Origin of the sequence: Pseudomonas sp. S3E17 (assembly GCF_024168685.1) — a bacterium.
In the GTDB taxonomy this organism is placed as follows: domain Bacteria; phylum Pseudomonadota; class Gammaproteobacteria; order Pseudomonadales; family Pseudomonadaceae; genus Aquipseudomonas; species Aquipseudomonas marginalis.
The window spans coordinates 235899-255907 of record NZ_JALJWE010000001.1; the positions used below are offsets into that span (position 1 = coordinate 235899).

The 20009-nt window shown below is 62.0% G+C and carries 19 protein-coding genes; 12 read left to right on the forward strand and 7 right to left on the reverse strand.

Annotated elements, in window-relative coordinates; genetic code table 11:
* Window positions 1-9: 9 nt before the first annotated feature.
* From J3D60_RS00905 to J3D60_RS00915, 3 genes are all read right to left on the reverse strand, one after another.
* The gene (locus tag J3D60_RS00905; protein WP_253488774.1) at window positions 10-912 is read right to left on the reverse strand and encodes an ABC transporter permease; all 903 of its coding nucleotides are present in this window, start codon (window positions 910-912) and stop codon (window positions 10-12) included.
* A 9-nt stretch (window positions 913-921) separates the two neighbouring features.
* Window positions 922-1839, reverse strand: coding sequence for an ABC transporter permease (locus tag J3D60_RS00910; RefSeq protein WP_027603429.1), 918 nt, complete (start codon window positions 1837-1839; stop codon window positions 922-924).
* Between the two features lie 81 nt (window positions 1840-1920).
* Window positions 1921-3441, reverse strand: coding sequence for an ABC transporter substrate-binding protein (locus tag J3D60_RS00915; RefSeq protein WP_027603430.1), 1521 nt, complete (start codon window positions 3439-3441; stop codon window positions 1921-1923).
* Window positions 3442-3628: 187 nt separating this feature from the next.
* Between J3D60_RS00915 and J3D60_RS00920 the strand changes: the two genes are divergently transcribed.
* Window positions 3629-4546 (forward strand): LysR substrate-binding domain-containing protein, encoded by a 918-nt coding sequence (locus J3D60_RS00920; protein ID WP_027603431.1) that lies wholly within the window; start codon window positions 3629-3631, stop codon window positions 4544-4546.
* A gap of 10 nt (window positions 4547-4556) precedes the next feature.
* Here J3D60_RS00920 and gspJ read toward each other — a convergent pair whose 3' ends face one another.
* Together gspJ and gspH are read right to left on the reverse strand one after the other, a co-directional pair.
* Entirely contained in the window at window positions 4557-5162 is a 606-nt protein-coding gene (gspJ, locus tag J3D60_RS00925) for a type II secretion system minor pseudopilin GspJ (protein WP_253488777.1), read from the reverse strand.
* Window positions 5159-5620 (reverse strand): type II secretion system minor pseudopilin GspH, encoded by a 462-nt coding sequence (gene gspH / locus J3D60_RS00930; protein ID WP_253488779.1) that lies wholly within the window; start codon window positions 5618-5620, stop codon window positions 5159-5161. Before gspH ends, gspJ begins: the two co-directional genes overlap by 4 nt.
* A gap of 68 nt (window positions 5621-5688) precedes the next feature.
* Between gspH and J3D60_RS00935 the strand changes: the two genes are divergently transcribed.
* Entirely contained in the window at window positions 5689-6120 is a 432-nt protein-coding gene (locus J3D60_RS00935; protein ID WP_253488781.1) for a type II secretion system protein N, read from the forward strand.
* A 4-nt stretch (window positions 6121-6124) separates the two neighbouring features.
* Here J3D60_RS00935 and gspI read toward each other — a convergent pair whose 3' ends face one another.
* On the reverse strand, window positions 6125-6511 hold the full coding sequence (gspI, locus tag J3D60_RS00940) for a type II secretion system minor pseudopilin GspI (RefSeq protein ID WP_065939614.1): 387 nt from the start codon (window positions 6509-6511) through the stop codon (window positions 6125-6127).
* A 137-nt stretch (window positions 6512-6648) separates the two neighbouring features.
* Between gspI and gspG the strand changes: the two genes are divergently transcribed.
* From gspG to gspF, 7 genes are read left to right on the forward strand one after another with little or no spacing between them, the layout of a single operon-like run.
* On the forward strand, window positions 6649-7098 hold the full coding sequence (gene gspG, locus J3D60_RS00945; RefSeq protein WP_027603442.1) for a type II secretion system major pseudopilin GspG: 450 nt from the start codon (window positions 6649-6651) through the stop codon (window positions 7096-7098).
* An 8-nt stretch (window positions 7099-7106) separates the two neighbouring features.
* Entirely contained in the window at window positions 7107-8030 is a 924-nt protein-coding gene (gene gspK / locus J3D60_RS00950) for a type II secretion system minor pseudopilin GspK (protein ID WP_065939615.1), read from the forward strand.
* On the forward strand, window positions 8027-9166 hold the full coding sequence (gene gspL / locus J3D60_RS00955) for a type II secretion system protein GspL (RefSeq protein ID WP_253488784.1): 1140 nt from the start codon (window positions 8027-8029) through the stop codon (window positions 9164-9166). Before gspK ends, gspL begins: the two co-directional genes overlap by 4 nt.
* Complete coding sequence (gene gspM / locus J3D60_RS00960) at window positions 9159-9668, forward strand: type II secretion system protein GspM (RefSeq protein WP_253488788.1); 510 nt, start codon at window positions 9159-9161, stop codon at window positions 9666-9668. Before gspL ends, gspM begins: the two co-directional genes overlap by 8 nt.
* Complete coding sequence (gspD, locus tag J3D60_RS00965; protein ID WP_253488792.1) at window positions 9665-11995, forward strand: type II secretion system secretin GspD; 2331 nt, start codon at window positions 9665-9667, stop codon at window positions 11993-11995. Before gspM ends, gspD begins: the two co-directional genes overlap by 4 nt.
* A 46-nt stretch (window positions 11996-12041) precedes the next feature.
* The gene (gspE, locus tag J3D60_RS00970) at window positions 12042-13460 is read left to right on the forward strand and encodes a type II secretion system ATPase GspE (RefSeq protein ID WP_253488799.1); all 1419 of its coding nucleotides are present in this window, start codon (window positions 12042-12044) and stop codon (window positions 13458-13460) included.
* Entirely contained in the window at window positions 13460-14671 is a 1212-nt protein-coding gene (gene gspF, locus J3D60_RS00975; RefSeq protein ID WP_253488801.1) for a type II secretion system inner membrane protein GspF, read from the forward strand. Before gspE ends, gspF begins: the two co-directional genes overlap by 1 nt.
* A gap of 59 nt (window positions 14672-14730) precedes the next feature.
* On the opposite strand, the gene J3D60_RS00980 is transcribed toward gspF, so the two are convergent.
* Complete coding sequence (locus J3D60_RS00980; protein WP_253488804.1) at window positions 14731-15873, reverse strand: polysaccharide lyase family 1 protein; 1143 nt, start codon at window positions 15871-15873, stop codon at window positions 14731-14733.
* Between the two features lie 252 nt (window positions 15874-16125).
* Between J3D60_RS00980 and J3D60_RS00985 the strand changes: the two genes are divergently transcribed.
* The 3 genes from J3D60_RS00985 (at window position 16126) to J3D60_RS00995 (ending at window position 19986) form a co-directional block, all read left to right on the forward strand.
* Window positions 16126-17388 (forward strand): serine hydrolase, encoded by a 1263-nt coding sequence (locus tag J3D60_RS00985; protein WP_253488821.1) that lies wholly within the window; start codon window positions 16126-16128, stop codon window positions 17386-17388.
* A gap of 116 nt (window positions 17389-17504) precedes the next feature.
* Complete coding sequence (locus J3D60_RS00990; protein WP_253488824.1) at window positions 17505-18842, forward strand: alginate export family protein; 1338 nt, start codon at window positions 17505-17507, stop codon at window positions 18840-18842.
* Between the two features lie 40 nt (window positions 18843-18882).
* Window positions 18883-19986, forward strand: coding sequence for a polyamine ABC transporter substrate-binding protein (locus J3D60_RS00995; protein ID WP_253488826.1), 1104 nt, complete (start codon window positions 18883-18885; stop codon window positions 19984-19986).
* The last annotated feature ends 23 nt before the right edge of the window (window positions 19987-20009 follow it).

Here is a 20009-nt window from a genome sequence, read left to right on the forward strand (position 1 = left end):
GGCGGTCTCTCAGTTACGGCCGTCGGGCAGGATCAGATCGCGCAAGCCATCGCCGACGAGGTTGATGCCCAGCACCAGAATCATCAGGGCGACGCCGGGAATGGCGATGACCCACGGGGAAAAGAACATGTAGGGCTTGCCTTCCGCGATCATCAGGCCCCAGGACGGCGTCGGTGGCTGCACGCCAACCCCGAGGAACGAGAGGGCCGACTCCAGCAGGATCGCGTGGGCCATTTCCAGCGTCGCGACAACGATCAGTGCGCCGACCAGATTGGGCAGGATTTCACTGACCAGAATGCGTAGGGTCGAGCAGCCGAGCGCCTGGGCCGACGCCACATATTCAGCATCGCGAATCTGTTGCACCGAGGCCCTGACCACCACCGCGAAGCGATCCCATAACAGGCAGCCGAGCAGCACGATCACCACTTTCAGTGAGCCGCCCATCAGCGAGGCCGAGGCCAGCGCGACCATCACCACCGGCATCGCCAGCCGGGTGGTGATCAGGTAGCTGATAAACCCATCGACCTTGCCGCCGTAGTAGCCCGCCAACAGCCCCATGAGCGTGCCGATAAAGCCGGAAATCAGCGCCGCTGCAATGCCGATGAACAGCGAAATACGTGCGCCGTAGAGCAGCCTCGACAGGTAGTCACGGCCCAGCTTGTCGGTGCCGAGCACGTATTCCCAGGTGCCGTTGGCCATCCATACCGGTGGTTTCATGCGCAGCATCACGTCTTGCGCATAAGGGTCGTAAGGTGCCAGCCACGGCGCGAACAGTGCACCCGCGAAGATAATCAGCAACAACACTGCGCCGATGGCGAAACCCCGGTGCCGCAAGCTCTTGCCAAGCACTCGGCTCAGGCTGCTCGGTGGTGGCAGGTAGTCATTGATCACGAGGGTAGTGGGGGTGCTCATGTAGGCCTCCTAGCGCACGCGAATACGCGGGTCGAGCAGTGCGTTGAGCACATCGGCCAGCAACGTGAGGATGATGTAGATCACCGCAATCAACAGGACCACGGCCTGTACCACCGGAAAGTCATCACGGGCGATGGCGTCCCAGGCAAGTTGCCCGATGCCCTGCAGGGAGAACACGGTTTCGATCACCACCGAGCCGCCGAGCATGAAGCCGAACTCCACCGCCGCCAGCGCGACGACCGGAATCAGCGCGTTGCGCAGTGCATGCTTGAACAACACGCGGGCAGGGCGCAGGCCTTTGGCGCGGGCGGTGCGGATGTAATCGGAACTGAGCACATCAAGCATGCCGGCGCGGGTCAGGCGCATGATTGCCGGCGTCGCGTAGTAGCCCAGGGCAATGGCCGGCATGACGAAGTGCAGCAGGGTCGCGTTGCCGGACACCGGCAGCCACTTGAGCGTCACCGCGAACACCACGATCAGCATCAGCGCAAACCAGAAACTTGGCATCGCCTGACCCAGCACCGCGATGCTCAAGGCCAGCCGGTCAACCCAGGTGTCGCGTTTGACCGCGGCCAGCACGCCCAGTGGAATGGCCACCAGCAAGGCGATCCCCAGCGCCATGGCACCTAGCCCCAGGGTAATCGGCAAGCGGCTGGCGACGAGGTTGTAGACCGATTCCTGAAAGAAAAACGAGTTGCCCAGGTCCAGCCGCAGCAAATCGCCCAGCCAGTTGAAGTACTGGGTCGGCAGCGGTTTGTTCAAGCCGTACTGCACGCGAATCTGTTCGATCTGTTCGCTGGTGGCTTCCGGTCCGCCAATGGCAGTGGCGAGGTCGCCGGACAGGTGCAAAAGAGAAAAGCTGATCACCGACACGGTAATGGCAACGCAAATGGCGATGCCCAGGCGGCGCAGAAGGAATCCAAGCATGGCAAGTTTCCTCATATCCAATGGATGACAAGTGTGAGGACGTGTCCGTGGCGCACGAGAGTCCGTGCGCCCGGTTACGTATTACTTCCACGTGGACTCGACGAAACGCGGCAGCTCATCCGGGTACGGTGTGAACGCGAGTTCCGAGGTGTAGGCGTAGTTCATCGAGTAGTTGAACAGCGGCGCCCAGTAGGCCTGTTCGCTGATGCGCTGCAAGGCCTTGCGGTAGTTGTCCTTGCGCACTTGCGGGTCGAGGGCATTGTCGGCGGTCTGCAACCAGCCCTGGACTTGTGGGTCCTTGATGTTGTCGTCCGGATTGCCCTTGAACCAGGTACCGGCCGACGCCGAGGTGTCGAGGATCGAGAACGAGCCCCAGGCCTGAAACGACATGGGCACCTTGCCGCCACGTTGCTGATCGCGCAGGGCGGCGTACTTCAAGTAGCGCAGCTTGGCGTTGATGCCCACTGCGCGCAGGTTGCCGATGATGGCTTCGACGTAATCACGGTCGCGATAAGCGAAGATTTCTGTCTCGAAGCCATTTGGGTAACCGGCTTCGGCGAGCAGCGCCTTGGCCTTGGCGGGGTCATAGTCGTAGACCGTGGCCGCAGTGGTATCGCAACCGAACTGGCCGGGATAACAGGCAACCTGCAAGGGCTTGGCTTCGCCCCCCACCAATTGCGTGGCCAGCGCATTGCGGTTGATCGCATGGTTGATGGCCTGGCGCACCTTGAGGTTCTTCATCGGTGAGTTTTCAGTGGAGGTGCCCCGTGCATCAAGAATCAGGAAACCGATGCGCATGGTTTCGCCACTGGTCACGGTCAGGTTCGGCATACCCTTGAGGTCGACCGCCTGATCCGAGGTCACACGCCAGGTCCAGTCGACACCGTCGGTCATCAACTCGGCCAGACGGGTTTCTGCATCCGGGATCACGCGGAACTTGAGGTGGCTGATATGGGGCTTGCCTTGTGGGCTGTCCGGGAAGTAGTCCTTGTTGATCTCCATGGTCACGCCTTCGCCGGCCACCACCGACACGGCTTTATACGGCCCGGTGCCAATGGGCTTGCGACTGAATTCGGCCAGGCCGACCTTCTCGAAGTACTGCTTGGGAAACATCGGAACGGCGTTGGACAGGTATTCCAGTGCCGGCGGGAAAGGCTTCTTCAAATACAGGCGGACGCTGTAGTCGCCGGTTTTTTCGGCGCCCTTGATCCAGTCTACGTTTTGCACGGTAACGACTTTCGCTTCGGGCGACACCACGTAGTTGAGGGTGAACACCACGTCGTCGGCGGTGAAGGCGTCGCCGTTGTGAAATTTGACGCCTTTGCGCAGCTCAAAGTCGAGGGTGGTGTCGTCGACCTGCTTCCAGCTGGTGGCCAGCATGGGTTTGTATTCGCCGCTTTTGGGGTCGCGGTAGATCAGGTTGTCCCAGATCAGCCGGCCGAGAATCACGCCTTCGCGTAAATCGTTGTGATAGGGGCTGATGTTTTCAGGCTCGCTGTCGGAAGCGTAAACCAGGGTGTCGTTGGCTTTGCCGGCATGTGCCGGAAAGCTGCTGATAAGGCCCATCAGCGCGATACTGCAGGCGAAACCTTTGATGCCCATGCCGTCGTCTCCGTTGGCGAGAGTGGTTGAATCAAAGGGCAGCGAATCGCAAATGCGTAGAAGGAGGAGGAAAAGGTCGGGCGCTGTTTTTTTTGGTCTGGACACGAATGTAGGGAAGGGCTATCAATGCCGCAAGCACAATATTTCGATACTTCCTTTGCCAAAAAGGCAATCCTTGGGGGCTCCGATGCAGCTGTATGGCGTGCAGTCCACGGCACTGCGCTATTTTCTTGAGGTCGCGCGATGCGGATCGATCAGCGAGGCCTCAATGCGGCTGAATGTGGCGGCATCAGCGGTGAGCCGGCAAATTTCCAAGCTTGAGTTGGCCCTGGATGCCAGCCTGTTTGAGCGTCGTGCCCGCGGCATGGTGCTCAGCGAGGCGGGGGCGCGACTGGCGGCTTATGCGCGCAAGTCGCAGCTTGAGGCCGAGCAGGTGGTGCTGGAAATTACCGAGTTGCATGGCTTGCAACGCGGCCATGTGCATGTTGCTTGTTCGGAAGGATTTGCCTTGGAATACATGCCCAGGAGCATCAGCGCGTTCAGGCGTGAGTATCAGGGCATTCATTTTACGCTGGAGGTCTGTGCGCCCGCTGAAGCGACCGAGAAGGTTCGCTCCGGTGAAGCCGATCTGGCAATGACGTTCAGCCTGACGCCGCAAAAGGAAATCAAGGTCGAACATGTCCTGAGCGGGGCGATTTTTGCCGTGGTCTCCAATGCCCATCCCTTGGCCGGGCGGGAGTCTGTCAACCTCGCCGAGTTGCAACCCTGGCCCATTGCGTTACCCAAGGCCGACACTACGATACGGCAACTGTTCGACATCTGTTGCGGCGTCCAGGGGTTGTTGTTCGACCCGGTATTGACCACCAATTACGTTGCCGCGCTCTACAGTTTCGTCCGTGAAGAGGGAGGCATCAGCCTGGCCAGCGAAATGACCTTGCACCAACAGGTGGCGGACAAGCAGTTGCAATGCTTGCCGATCCTTGATGAAGGCATGCAGGCGCGGCGCATCGAACTGCAAAGCATGGCTGGGCGCAATCTACCGGCGGCGGTTTCGGCGTTCAGGGATTTTCTGATCGCTGAGCTGGCGAAGGCGAAGCGGCTTTGAAAAGATGAGGTTATTGCAGCGGCCCCACCACTTGCCGATAGCGTTCTTCCCCCTGCGGCGTCTGGCGGGTCAGGCTGATTTCCAGGCCGATGGGATCGGCCTTACGGTTGCCGGCCAGCTGACGCCAGCCCTGGCCCGCTTCCCAGATGCGCACCTGCAGGTCACTGATGCCGGACAAGACAGCCACCGCTTTTTTTGGGGGCGGCAACGGGTATCGATCACTGGCCGCTGATGTGGCGCGGTACAGCGTGTCACCCTCCAGCCACCAGCGCACCCGTTGCAGACCGTTTTCGGGAAGGGCTGCGTTACGAATCACGTTCAGTTGAAAATCATGCTGGTCGGAGCTGCGAACGCTGATTGCGGCGAGCCCGTCGGGCTGTTCGTCATCGTTCAAGGCTGGCGTTCTCAGTTCAACGCTGGCGCGCAGGGCCAGGTCGCGGTCCAACTGGTTGAGTGTGCGCAATAACGCTTCGGTTTGCTCGGTGCTGGCCTGCAGATGGCTGTCGGCACGGCTCACGCTGTCGAGGCCGCGCCAGGCAATCAGGCTGACAATGGCCATCAGCATGATTGCTACCATGACTTCAATGAGGGTAAAACCGTGCTGGTCTGTTTTCATGGTTGGTTCGCCACGCGTATTTGTCCTGTCGCGGTGCGTTGAATGTCGAGGCGGTGCTGGCCATCCGAAAGCTGCAGTTGCAAGGGCGAGGCAAACCATTCGGCATTCAGTACCACCGGTTGCCTGGGGGTTACACGAACGCTCATCGAGGGTGTTTCCCAGGCACGGGGACGCAGTTGCGGATCGCTCATGAAGTGATCCCAACCCTGGCCAGGCGCGTTGCGCCGACTGAAGCGAAACCCTTTAGTGTCGGCCTGCCACGTGATGGGGCGGCCGTCGGCCCGGGCTTCGGCCTGGGCGATCTGCAGCATCTGGACCACGCGGTTGGCGTCCTTGCGCAGCAATTGCAACGGGTCGGGTTTGATGCTCAGGCTGATCGCCGCCGAGGCGATGCCGATGATCACCAGCACCACCATTAATTCGATCAGGGTGAAGCCTTGCTGATTGGCCTTGGTCATGACACAACGCTCCTTCGTCGTGGGTCTCTCCTGTAGACTGCCCGGCAGGACAACAAGGAGGTTTTGTCTTGGTCGCTATTCTTCGTTTGACCGCGCCGCGAGTGGTGGAGGCAGTGGCATTGGCCACGGCGCTCGCGGGTGTGCTGGTCTGGTCTTCCGTGTTGCTGACATCGGCCGAGTCCCAGGTGCCGCCGGTCGAGCCGCCGGTTTTGGCCGCGCGCCCGGATACACCGGCGTTGCATTGGTTTTCCAACCAGCCGGCAGTGGTGGACATCAAGGTCTCTGGCCTGATGGCCGGCGCGCGCGGGGCGGTGGCGATCCTGAGCCTGAACGAGGGGCCGCCGCGCAGTTTTCGGGTGGGCGAGTCATTGGCCCAAGGGGTGCGCCTGGCGGCGATCGAGGGCGATGCAGTAGTGATTGAGCGGGGCACGCAGCACACCCGCATTAAGGTCAGCACGCTGCCGGACTCGGTGGTGCTACCGCGATTGACCCGACCCTGAACGCTCATTGGGGCGTTGTCTTCGGCGGGTTGAGCAGCGTTTCCACCCGCGCCAGCGGCGGCGCCTCGCGCTTGCGCTCCGACACCAGCAGGGTGACGCGCATCAGGCGTCCATCGGCGCTCGGTGCGATGCTCTGCTCGCAACGCAACTGCAAACGCCCCTGATCACAGTCAAACGCTTTGTGCCCTCTGGGCAGGCGTCCCTCCAGGCGCAGTTCGGCGAGCCTGCCCTGGGCCGACAGCAGCGCCATCGAGCGGTCGCGCAGCAACCCATTGCTCTGGGTCATCAAGCCTGCAACGCGGACCGCCGCCGCCATCGCCACGGCAATGATCGCCAAGGCCACGAGCACCTCGATCAATGTAAAACCCTGCTCCTTGCGCGACAGCTCCATGGGTCACTCTTGGCGTAAAAACACGCCGTAGAGTAGCACTCAGAGAGCCGTGGGCAGCGGCCAATTATTTTTGCTATCCAGATAGTTAGTTTTGTTACACTGCGCGCCGAATTAGGATCGAGCCAAGGATGGTGGATATGGATTTCGCGCGCATCAAATATGGGCCTCGCGCCCGCCACGCTCAGCAAGGGTTCACGCTGATCGAGATCATGGTGGTGGTGGTCATCCTCGGCATTCTGGCGGCGATTGTCGTGCCTAAAGTGCTGGACCGTCCGGACCAGGCCAGGGCGATTGCGGCCAAGCAGGACGTCGCCGGCCTGATGCAGGCGCTCAAGCTTTATCGCCTCGACCATGGCACCTATCCCAACATGAACCAGGGCCTCAAGGTATTGGTCGAGCGCCCGGCAGATGCAAAAAATACCAACTGGCGTTCTTATCTGGAGCGCCTGCCCAACGACCCCTGGGGCCGTCCTTACCATTACTTGAATCCCGGCGCGAACGGCGAAGTCGACATCTTCTCCCTCGGTGCCGACGGACAGCCTGATGGCGACGGTGTGAATGCCGATATCGGATCCTGGCAGCTCTAAGCGCGGCCATGAAATCACACTCGCCCACAGGGGCGAAACAGCGCGGCATGGCGATTATCAGCGCGATGCTGATCGCGGCAGTGGTCGCCGTGCTCGCCGCCGGCATGCTCACCCGCCAGAGCGTTTTTACCCGTTCGCTTGAGGCCGAGCAGGCGCGAGTGCAGGGCAGTGCATCACTGCTGGGCGGCCTGGAAGTCAGCCGACGATTGCTCCGGGACGCCCGCGAGCAGGATGTGCTGACGCGGCTTGACCAGCCATGGGCCCGGCCGATCAACACCGCTCAGGACGGCGAATTCGAAGGCCGCCTTGAGGACCTGCAAGGCAAGTTCAACCTGCGCAATTTAATCGCCCAAGAGTCTGTTGATCTCGGGCAGATGCGCAGCTTTGAGCGGTTGTGCGAGATGATCGGTGTCGAGGCCCGCCTGGCGCAGCGCATCAGCCAACGCGTGATTGCGGCCTACCCACACAGGCCGGTTGCCTCAACAGTGGGGCAGCCGCCCCCGCCATTACCCGCCACCCAGCCGATGCTGCGCAGTCTTGATCAATTACGCGGTATCGAAGGCCTCAATGAGCGGGTCCTGGCGCGGCTCGAGCGCTACGTCAGCATTCTTCCGGTCAACACCTGGGTCAACGGCAATACGGCCAGCGCCGAGGTGCTGGCCGCGGTGGTGCCGGGTTTGTCCTGGGCGCAGGCCAAGGCGTTGGTCGCCGAGCGCGATCGCGGCCAGTGGTTTATCAATCGCGGCGACTTCGTTAACCGTGCGCGATTGCCCAACTTGAACGTGGATCACCTCAACGTCGGGATCACCAGTGAGTGGTTCCTGCTCCAGGGGCAGGCCCGTCGCAACCAGCGCCGTGTTCACCTGGCTGCGCTGCTGCATCGTCCGGAAGACGCAATGCCCAGGGTGATCTGGTCGAGGCTGGGCGTATGACGCGCCTGCGCCTTGCCTTGCCGCCGCTGGAGTCCTTGACGTCGGACACCGAGCTTGAGTTCGCGCAACTGGACCGCAAGGGGCACGTCAGCCATACCGGCATCAGCACCCTTGGCCAGCTGGGACAACAGGCCAAGTCTCAGGCCGTCGAGTGTTTCCTTCACCCCATGGACACGGTACTTACGCGCATTGAACTTCCGCCTCTGTCAGCGTCCCGTATCGATGCGGCCGTTACCTGCGCTGCGCAGGCCTTGATCCTGGGGCCCTGCGAGCAGATGCATGTGGCGCACAGCGCTCGAGATGCCGATGGACAGGTGCACCTGAGCTGGCTGCCCAAGGCTTTACTGGATCGCCTCGGTCAGTTGCTTGACCTGCACCGATTGAAGCTGAGCGGCCTGTATCCAGCGCCTTACCGCTTAGCCGTGCCAGCGGCCGGGCAGGTCAATGGGTGTGTGGTTGAGGGCCAGTTGCTGCTGCGTTTCAGCCTCTCCCATGGGGCGATGGAACCGTTGGTTGAGGACCGTCTGGAAGCGCTCGCCGCCACCGGCGAAAGTGTGCTGTGGCCCGTGGGCCATCAGCGCTGGAACGGCGCTGCCCCTGGCTGGGGATTGCACGCCGGGGTCGGCCGGCGCACTGCACCGGCGGCCGGTTGGGGGCGGGCGTTGGGCTGTTGTGCGTTGGCCGTGGGTGTCTGGGTGGCCGGGCTCAACCTTTACGCCGCCCGCGAGGTTGCGCAAGGGCAGCAGCTCAAGCAGCAGATGAGCCAGCGCGTGAAGCACGCATTTCCCGAGCTGCCGGTGATTCTCAACCCTCTGCAACAGGCCCGCCAGCAGTTGGCGATCCGGCAAGGGGGCGGGCCCGCGCAGCTCAATCACGACTTTGCTTACCTGGTGCAGCAAGCCGCCATGGCGCTGCCGTTCATGGCTGGCAGCGTCCAGCAGCTGACCTTCAGCGAGCGCCAGTTGCAGCTGCAGATGACCGCCGAAGCCACTCCCGCTGCCGACGGCGCTGTACAGGCTGCGCTGAGCCAGGCGGGACTTTCCGCCCACCGCAACGAGCGCATCTGGACGCTGAGTGCGATGGCCGAACCCGCGTCGGGAGAGGGTGATTCCAGCGTGGAAAACGACGATGAATAATCCGAGGTTGATGGCATTCAGAGGACGCTGGAAAGCGCTGGCCCCGCGGGAAAAAACCATGCTCAGCGGTGCGGCGGTGTTTCTTGCCAGCCTGTTGGTCTGGCTGTCGCTGATCCAGCCGGCGCTCAAGAGCATTGACTATTGGCAAGCCGAAACCCCGAAGCTGCGCGCCCAGAGCCAGGCACTGGCGCTGTTGCTTCGCGAGGTCACCACGCCTGTCGGGCTGGACCTTGAACACTCCTTGCGGCAATCCCTCGACGCTGCCGGACTGGCGGGGCACTACCGGTTACAGGCCCAGGATGCGTCCTGGCAACTGACACTGGACTCGGCCCCCGCCGATGCGGTGCTCGGCTGGTTATTGAGTGACCCGAGGCAATTTTCGCTGGACGTGGTGGAGGCCCGTTTGCAACGCGCCAGCGAAGCCTCGGCCGACAACACGGCAGGCACTCTCACAGGAACCGTCCGTATGGATCGGATGCACGGCGCTAAGGAAGCATCATGAAGTGGTCAGGTTCCCATTATGTACGCACGGCTGCGCCGTTTCTGTTGCTCGCACTGAGTGCGTGCAGCGCGCAGCCCACTGCGGATTTACCCCAGGACAGTGAGCTCGGGCTGCCCCTGGCCACCACCCAGCGCAGCGGCGATGCCCTGGTAGACCGGCAGCGTGCGCAAGTGCAGATCGAACGGCAGTCGCGGCCCTTGCACAAGGTTACCAACCCCGGACGTGGCGGCGGTGCCGGTCACAGCGGCGTGGCGCCGAACAAACCCTTGGGCGATCAACCGGTCACGCTGAATTTCGTCGAGGCCGACATTCAAGCCGTGGTGCGGGCGTTGTCCCGTGCGACGGGGCAGCAGTTCCTGGTCGACCCGCGTGTCAAGGGCTCCCTCACGCTGGTTTCCGAAGGGCAGGTGCCGGCGCATCAGGCCTACGATATGCTGCTGGCGGCATTGCGCATGCAGGGCTTCAGCGTGGTGGATGTGGGCGGTATCGCGCACGTGGTGCCCGAGGCCGATGCCAAGCTGCTCGGCGGGCCGATCTACAGTGCCGACAAGCCGGGCGGCAGCGGCATGCTCACCCGCACCTTCCGCCTGCAATACGAAAATGCGGTGAACCTGATCCCGGTGCTGCGCCCGATCGTTTCGCCGAACAACCCGATCAACGCCTACCCGGGCAACAACACCATCGTTGTCACCGACTACGCCGAGAACCTGGCGCGGGTGGCGCAGCTTATCGACGGTATCGATACCCCGAGCGCCATCGATACCGACGTGGTGCAGGTTCAAAACGGGATCGCCGTGGATATCGCCGAAATGGTCTCGCAACTGCTGGAGCAGCCGGGCAGCGATCCGACGCAGAAAATCACGGTGGTGGGCGACCCGCGCTCCAACGCGATCGTGATTCGTGCCGGCAGCCCGGAGCGGACCGAGTTGGCGCGTAACTTGATCTACAAGCTGGATAACGCCCAAGCCAACCCAAGCAATTTGCACGTGGTGTACCTGCGCAACGCCCAGGCCGCGAAACTGGCGCAGTCGTTACGCGGTTTGCTGACCGGTGAAAGCGACAGCGGTGGCGGTGACAATGCGCGGTCGGCCCTCAGCACAATGGGTGCCAATATCTCCGGCAGCCAGACCGGGCAGGGCAGTGGCCAAGGCAGTACCACCAGCGCCAATGAGTCGGCGCAGACGACCGGCAGCTCGAGCAGCCAGCCCGGCGGGCAAACGAATGAGCAAAACGTTGCCTTCACCGCCGGTGGCGTGACCCTCCAGGCCGACTCGACCACCAACACCTTGCTGATTTCTGCCCCGGAGCCGCTGTACCGCAACCTGCGTGAAGTCATCGACATGCTCGACCAGCGCCGCGCCCAAGTGGTGATTGAAAGCCTTATCGTTGAAGTCGGCGAGGACGATGCCAATGAGTTCGGCGTGCAGTGGCAGAGCGGCGACCTGGCCGGCAAAGGCGTGATCGGCGGGACTAACCTGGGCGGCGCGGGGTTCAATCTGAATGGCAAGACCAGCGTTGACGTGCTGCCCGGCGGACTCAGCCTCGGCTTCATCAACGGTACCGTGGATGTGCCCGGCATTGGCAAGGTCATGGACCTCAAGGTGTTGGCCCGCGCGCTTAAAAGCAAAGGCGGCAGCAACGTCCTGTCGACGCCGAACCTGCTGACCCTGGATAACGAGGCGGCCAGTATTTTTGTGGGCCAGACTATTCCGTTTGTCAGTGGCAGCTACGTGACCGGTGGCGGCGGTACCAGCAATAATCCGTTCCAGACGGTCACCCGTGAAGAGGTCGGCTTGAAGCTGAATGTACGCCCACAAATCTCTGAGGGTGGCACGGTCAAACTCGATATCTACCAGGAAGTCAGCAGCATCGATGAGCGCGCGTCCAGCAGCGCCGCGTCGGCCGGCATCGTTACCAACAAGCGCGCGATCGACACCAGTATTTTGCTCGACGACGGGCAGATCATGGTCCTCGGTGGCCTGCTCCAGGACGGTTACAGCCAGAGCAATGAAGCCGTGCCGTGGCTGTCGAGCATTCCGGGGCTGGGTGTGCTGTTTCGCAATGAGCGCCGGGCGGTCACCAAGACCAACCTGATGGTGTTCCTGCGCCCGTATATCATCCGCGACAGTGGTGCCGGGCGCGCGATCACCCTGAACCGCTATGACTACATGCGCCGTGCCCAGGGCCATTCCCAGCCGGAACACAGCTGGGCGATGCCGGATGTGCAGGCGCCGCAATTGCCGTCGGTGGAGAAGGCGATTCCGGGCGGGCAGCAGCAGGGGCCGAGGGCGGTGATTCGGGCGGTGCCTGTAGGTGCACGACCGTGAGCCTGTTGTACGCAGGACCAAATGTGTATTCCTGTGGGAGAGGGGTATGAGCCTGCTGCCCTACGCCTGGGCCAAATCCCAACGCATCCTCCTGCGTCCCGGTGACGACGGCATGCTGCTGACCGTCTGCCCCTCCACCCCCGGCTGGTCGATCAGCGAAGTGCGGCGCCAGTTCGGCCAGTCGCGGGTTGAGCAGGTACGCGATGACGAGCTCGACGGCCTCCTGGCCAGTGCCTACGCCGACACCGGCAGCGCCGCCGCCGTGGTGGGTGCAGCGGAAAACGAGGTCGACCTCGACCGCCTGATGCAGGACATGCCCGAGATCACCGACCTGCTCGACACCCAGGACGGCGCGCCGGTGATCCGCATGATCAACGCCTTGCTCACTCAGGCCGCGCGGGACGAGGCCAGTGATATCCATATCGAGCCCTATGAAAGCCATTCGGTGGTGCGCTACCGCGTCGACGGCACGTTGCGGGATGTGGTGTCGCCGCGCAAGGCGCTGCATGGCGCGCTGGTGTCGCGGATCAAGATCATGGCCCAGCTCGACATCGCCGAAAAACGCCTGCCCCAGGACGGCCGTATCGCCTTGCGCGTGGCGGGTCGGCCGATTGATATTCGTGTGTCGACCGTGCCCACCGGGCATGGCGAGCGCGTGGTGATGCGCTTGCTCGACAAGCAGGCCGGGCGTTTGCAACTGGAGACCCTGGGCATGGAGCCGCAGCTGCTGGCGCGCCTCGACACCTTGATCCGCCAGCCCCACGGCATCGTGCTGGTCACCGGGCCTACGGGCAGCGGTAAGACCACCAGCCTGTACGCGGCGCTGGCTCGGTTGGATGCGAGCACCAGCAATATCCTTACCGTGGAAGACCCGGTGGAATACGACCTGCCGGGCATCAGCCAGATCCAGGTCAATGCCAAGATCGACATGACCTTCGCACTGGCGCTGCGAGCGATCCTGCGCCAGGACCCGGACGTCATCATGATCGGTGAAATCCGCGACCTGGAGACCGCGCAAATCGCGGTGCAGGCCTCGCTCACGGGGCATTTGGTACTCGCTACGTTGCACACCAACGACGCGGTCTCCGCCGTCAACCGCCTGCTGGACATGGGCGTCGAGCCGTTTTTGCTGGCGTCTTCAATGCTTGGGGTTCTGGCGCAACGCCTCGTGCGTCGTCTCTGCCCGCAATGCAAGGAAGAAGACCCGGCCAGCCCGGGCACCTGGCGTCCACTGGGGTGTTTGGCGTGTAACCACACCGGCTATAGCGGTCGCACCGGCATTCATGAACTGTTCTGCATTGACGACGCGATTCGCGCGCTGATTCACCAGGGCGCCGGTGAGCAGGCGCTCAGGGCCGCAGCCCGCAGCGCCGGTATGTGCAGCATGCGTGAGGATGGCGAACGCTGGGTCAACAGCGGCGTGACGGCACCCGAAGAAGTGCTCCGCGTGACACGGGACGCCTGATGAATCGCTACCGTTTTGAAGCCGCCGACGCCATGGGCAAGATCGAGAGTGGACACCTGGAAGCCGACAGTCAGCGCGAGGCGTTCGGGATTCTGCGCCGGCGTGGCTTGACAGCCTTGTCGGTGCACTTTGAGCAAAATACGGCCTCGGGGGCTGGCGCGGGCCTGTTCAGCGCCAAGCTGTCGGACAACGACCTGGCCTGGGCCACGCGGCAACTGGCCAGCCTGCTCAGCGCCAGCCTGCCGCTGGAGGCCGCGTTGAGTGCCACGGTGGAGCAGGCCGAGCGTAAACACATCGTCCAGGCCCTGAGTGCGGTGCGTGCCGATGTACGCAGCGGCATGCGCCTGGCGGATGCCTTGGCTGCACGGCCACGGGACTTTCCGGAGATCTACCGCGCGCTGATTGCGGCGGGGGAGGAGTCCGGCGACCTCGCCCAGGTGATGGAGCGGTTGGCCGACTACATCGAAGAACGCAATAACCTGCGCAGTAAAATCCTCACCGCGTTTATCTATCCTGGGGTGGTAGGGCTGGTCTCGATCGCCATCGTGATCTTCCTGCTCAGCTACGTGGTGCCCCAGGTGGTCAGTGCGTTTTCCCAGGCGCGCCAGGACTTGCCCGGGCTGACATTGGCGATGCTCAATGCCAGTGATTTCATTCGCGGTTGGGGTTGGCTGTGCCTCAGTGCTTTGATCGCGGGTTTCTGGGGCTGGCGTGTGTACCTGCGCAACCCGCTGGCGCGTCTGGGTTGGCATCGTCGCGTGTTGCGCCTGCCGCTGATCGGGCGTTTTGTACTCGGGCTCAATACCGCACGGTTTGCCTCGACCCTGGCGATTCTCGGCGGCGCCGGGGTGCCGCTGTTGCGTGCACTGGAAGCGGCACGCCAGACCTTGTCCAACGACTGCCTGAGCCAAAGCGTCAGCGACGCCACCGCCAAGGTACGCGAAGGCGTCAGCCTGGCCACGGCGCTGGCGGCGGAGAAAGTATTTCCGCCCCTGCTGATCCACCTGATAGCCAGCGGCGAAAAGACCGGCTCGCTGCCGCCGATGCTCGATCGCGCCGCGCAGACACTGTCCCGCGATATCGAGCGCCGGGCGATGGGCATGACCGCACTGCTGGAGCCACTGATGATCGTGGTGATGGGCGCGGTGGTGCTGGTGATCGTGATGGCGGTGCTGTTGCCGATCATCGAGATCAACCAACTGGTGCAATAGCTGCACAAAAAAGCCCTCGTCACCGAGGGCTTTTCATTTCACGAAGGTGACACCGCTGCTTAGAGCTTACCGGCGCCGGCCTTGGCCTTGACGTCGGCGGCGACCTTATCGGCAGCCAGCGGAGTGTAGCTGTACGGCGGGGTCCAGCCGATGCTCGAACTCCACGAGCAGCTCAATGCGCTGCCGTTGAGGGTCGAGCCGGTGTCGCGGTAGACGCTGCCACCGTAGTCGCCGGCGATCTTGTCGCAACCGCTGATACCGGCGATTTCGAAGGCGTTACGCTCGGAGAAGATCTTCGAGTTCTTGCCCACACCGTGAGCGTACGAGAACGGGTACACCTTATGGCTGGTGCTGCCCACATGGTAGTTGTTGTACAGATGCACCTGGCCGAAACGCACGCGCGGCGCACGGGCAGAGATATTCTCAAACAGGCTGTTGTGGATGGTGACCTTGAGCTTGCCGTCGTCGGTGGTGCGGCTGTCGCTGGAACCGATCAGGTTGTTCTTCTCGTGCGACTTGAATGCCGAGTACGAGATGGTCACGTAGTTGGCGCCGTTTTTAACATCCAGCGCGCCGTCGTGATGCTGCTTCGGACGGCCGTTGGCGCTGCCGTTCTGGTCATCGGTACGGCGGCCATCGGTAAAGGTCACGTGATCGACCCACACGTTATTGGCGCCCTCGATGGTCAGGCCATCGTATTCCGAGTTCCAGTTGCCGGCGCTGCCGTCCGTGGGGTCCCACTTCGGCTCGGGATCCCAAGGGTTTTCGATGGTGATGTTGCGGATGATGACGTCGTTTTCCTTGGCATAGAAGAAACCCTCACGGATCTCGGCATTGCTGGTGGTACCGACGATGGTGGTTTTGCCAGGAATATCCAGGCGACCGCGTACCTTCATATCAGCAGTCGTCGTATAAGCCTTGCCTTCGCTGATATCGATGATGCCGGTGATTTTGATGATGCGACCATTGGTGCCCACCGACGCGCTCAGTGCGGTTTTCAGCTCAGCCGCGTTTTTTGCCGTGTAGATATTATTCGCCGCAGCTCGCGAGCCGCCCTTGGTGCCGCCGTTCTGAGTGGCCCAGCCGGTGGTGGCCGAATCCAGCCAGATGTCCGCGGCATGCGCAGGGACGCTGGAAAACAGCAGGGCACCGATAACGGCACTGGCCAGTGTTGAGGCAGTGAAGGTTGAGGGGGTTGTCATGAGTAATCAGATCCTTGATTAACTTGAGTGTTTAAACGCGCACAGGCATGCGCGTTTCTCGAGCGGACGTCCTTGCCACTGGTGCAGCGAATCGAACGTCCGCTGCATGAGAAATCCTATCATATGGAATTGCGTTGTCGTACAACTGATTTCTAGGTTAATGAGTAAAAAGTTTTATTGACTAAAATAAAATATCGGATAATTATTCCTGTGCATCTGCTCCCATGCAGAGTCATTTTCAGGGTTATCCCGATGAGTGTTAAAACCCCGTCTGTACTGGCGACTCTTTACGTCGAGGCCAATGAGTCGTGCTTTGCAACCCCCGTGGCACCTGCGCTGATGCAGGGCTTCCCGGCCGAGCCGAAACACCGGGTAACGTGGCACAACTGGATGCGCGCGCCCTTCAGCCAGTGGGGGTTCCGTCATCTGGCGCGGCTGCGTCCCACCATTGATGTGGCGGCGGGTTCAAGGCCTGCCGGGCAGCTCAAGGAAGCGCCCACAGCGCTGGACCCGCTGTGTTTCGACAGCGAATGCGGGCTCAGCATCAGCGTGATCGAACACCTTGTGGCCAGCCAGACCGACGCTTTTTTAGTGATGCAGGGCGACACGGTGTTGTTCGAGCGCTACTTCAACGGCCAGCGCGCGGATGACCGGCACATCATGTTCTCGGTGACCAAGTCGCTGATCGGCACCCTCGGCGAACAACTGGTTTCCAACGGCATGCTCAAGCCCGAGCTGTCTGCCGCGTACTACGTGCCTGAACTGGTGGGCAGTGCGTTTGGCGATGCTACGGTGCGCCAGTTGTTCGATATGGCCGTGGGCATCGACTACAACGAGGTGTATGACGATCCCGCCTCCGAGAGTTCGCAGTACGGTTATGCCTGCGGTTTCCAGCCGGCACCGGCGCAATATGCCCAGTTTGAATCGCTGTACCAATACCTGCCGTCACTGAAAAAACGTGGCGCACACGGCGGCTTTTTCCATTACGTGACCGCCACCACCGAAGTCCTGGCATGGGTCATGGAACGTGCCTCGGGCCAGGCGTGCAGTCAGATGCTGGAACAGATCTGGGGGCGCTTGGGCTGCGAGCGCGACGGTTATTTCATGGCCGATCCCTGGGGCCGTAACGTTGCCGGGGCGGGCTTCAGTGCCACCTTGAGAGACATGGCGCGCTTCGGTCGCCTGCTCGCCAATGACGGTCGCCAGGACGGGGTCGAGCTGCTGTCGCCCGAGACCGTAGCGCGTATCGCCGCCGGTTCTGATCCGGCGATCTACGCGCAAAATGCCGAGTTCTCCAGCTGGACGCCGGGTGCGTCCTATCGCAGCCAGTGGTACGTGTTCAACGACCACAGCCAAGCCCTGATGGCCGGAGGGATCCACGGCCAATACCTGTTCATCGACAAACCGTCCGGCGTGGTGATCGTCAAGCAATCGTCGCTCACCGATGCGGTCAGCCCGTTCGATAACGACAGCGTGCGCATGCTGCGTGCAATCGCCGCCCACCTGAGTCGTTGATCCACGCCAAACAATAAGAGTCTTGCGTTCTATTCACCTGGCTTGCCCAGGTGTTGGCGGCGCCCTGCGTCGCCATTGACTGCCCTGTAACAACAATAATTCCACAGGAGCTTCTTATGGTTTTCACCAAGCGTTTCTCTCGAGCGCTGTTAGCGCTCGGCTTACCCTTGACCACCCACGTCGCGCTGGCGGGCTACACCTTTGAGGACGGCGATCTCAAGGGTGAAGTCAATCTCACCGTGGGCGGGGCGACGCTGTTTACCCGTGGCGTCAACTTCGGCAGCGGCCAGGTCGATGCACGCAACGGTAAAAACGGCGGCGCCCGCATCAACTGGCAAGAGGTCTACGTAAAGCCGGGGGTCAAGCTCGAGTATGCGTTGCAAGCGGATTTCAGCCTGCTGGCCGGCGGTTCCCTGGTGGCGGCGAGCACCTTCGGCGATGGCGATGCGGGAGGCTTCAGCCGCAGCTCCGACGGCAAGGTCGCAGCCGAAGAACTCTACGGCGGTTTTCGCGCCGGCGAATGGAAATTCACCGCCGGCCGCCAGAACTACATGATCGGTACGGGGTTCATCGTCATGGACGGTAACCTCGACCAGTACAAGGACGGCGCCTACTGGCTCGGACCGCGAACCGCCTTCAAGGATTCAGCGATCCTGACCTGGGATCATGGCGCGCTGAAGTCCCAGGTATTCACCCTGCGCACAGATGATGACCTGGGCGATTTCCGCATGACCGGCGTCAACCTCGACTACAACTTCGATGACCAGGTGACGCTCGGTGCCATGGCCATGAAGGTCAATGCCCTCGGCCCCAGGGGCAGCACGCTGCCACGCCGTCGGGACGGGATGCAGGTGTACAACGTCAGGGCGCTCAACGCCAAGGTGCCCGGCGTCCAGGCGCTGACCCTGAATGCCGAGTACGCGCTGGAGCGCGGCAGCGGCGAGGGTGTCGACTACGATGCCAACGCCTGGTATGCCCAGGCCGACTATGCCTTCGCTACCTTGCCGCTGACGCCGATCATTGGCTACCGCTACGCGAGCTTTTCCGGCGACGACAACCTCACCGACAACCGCCAGAAAGCCTGGGATCCACTGAGCAAAGGCTTTGTCGACTGGAGCACGTGGCTGGTCGGGGATGTGGTCGGCAACTACCTGCTGTTCAACAGCAACGAAAACGTCCAGCAGTTCTCCCTCAAGACCCACCTCAACGACACCCTGACCCTCGGCGCGATTCACTACCAGTTCTGGCTGGACGAGAAAAACTACATGGGCGCGCCGGTCAGCGATCGGCGCTTTGCTGACGAAAGTGTGGTTTTCGTCGACTGGACGCCCACGCCGTCGTTCTATACGTCGCTGTCCTACAACTGGGTCAAGCCGCTGGCCGCCGCCAAACAGGTGTTCGGTAACGACCAGATGTTCAGTGCGCTGGAACTGTATTTCACCTACCGCTATTAAGTGCTGCGAGCCATCGCGGCCGCGCTGGAGTGTTTTGATCATGAACAGATTTTTGCGTAACACCGTGCTGGGCACTATCGCCTCGTTGCTCATCAGTGGTTTTTGCCTGGCTGAAGAACGCACCGTACGGATCTACAACTGGATCGAATACCTGCCACCCGAAGTGCTCAAGACTTTCCAGGAAGAAACCGGCATTCGCCCGATTTACGATGTGTTCGACAGTGCCGAAACCATGGAGTCCAAGCTGCTGACGGGCAACTCCGGGTATGACGTGGTGTTCCCCGGCACCGCCAACCTGGGGCACTTGATCACGGCCGGAGCCGTGCAGCCGCTGGACCGCCAGCAGTTGCCGAACTGGCAGCACCTGGACCCGCAGTTCATGCAATCCCTGGAAGCCGTGGGTGACACCGGCAACCGCTACGCCGTGCCTTACCTATGGGGCACCACATTGATCGGCTACAACGTCGACAAGGTGCGCAAGGCCCTGGGGCCCGACGTGCAGATGAACAGCTGGGACATCATCTTCAAGGAAGAAAACCTCGCCAAGCTCGCCAGTTGTGGCGTGGGTTTCCTCGACGCCGGCAACGAGATCCTGCCGATTGCCCTGCACTACAAGGGCCTCGACCCCAATAGCCAGAAGCGTGAGGACTATGTGCAAGCCCAGGCCGTGATGATGAAGATTCGCCCTTACGTCACTTACTTCAACTCGTCGCGCTACGGCATGGACCTGGCCAACGGTGATATCTGTGTGGGCGTGGGCTGGTCCGGCGGTGTCGCATTGGCCACGCGACTGGCGGATGCCGCCGGCAAGGGGGTCAAGGTCGAGATGGCACTGCCCAAGGAAGGCGCGCCGATGTGGGCGGACGTGATGATGATCCCGGCCAAGGCACCCGATCTGGCGGAGGCCCATGCGTTCATCAATTACATCCTGCGCCCGGACGTGATTGCGCGCATCAGCAACAAGATCGGCTACCCCAACCCGAACAAGGACGCCACTGCGCTGGTGGACGCCAGCATCCGCAACGACCCCAACATGTATGTGCCGCAGGAAGCGCGCAAGACCCTGTTCGCCCTGGAGCCGATTCCGGCCGCCGTGGAGCGCATCCGTACCCGCACCTGGACGGCCATCAAGAGCAACCGCTGATCAGTGTGGCCTGACCCTGCAAC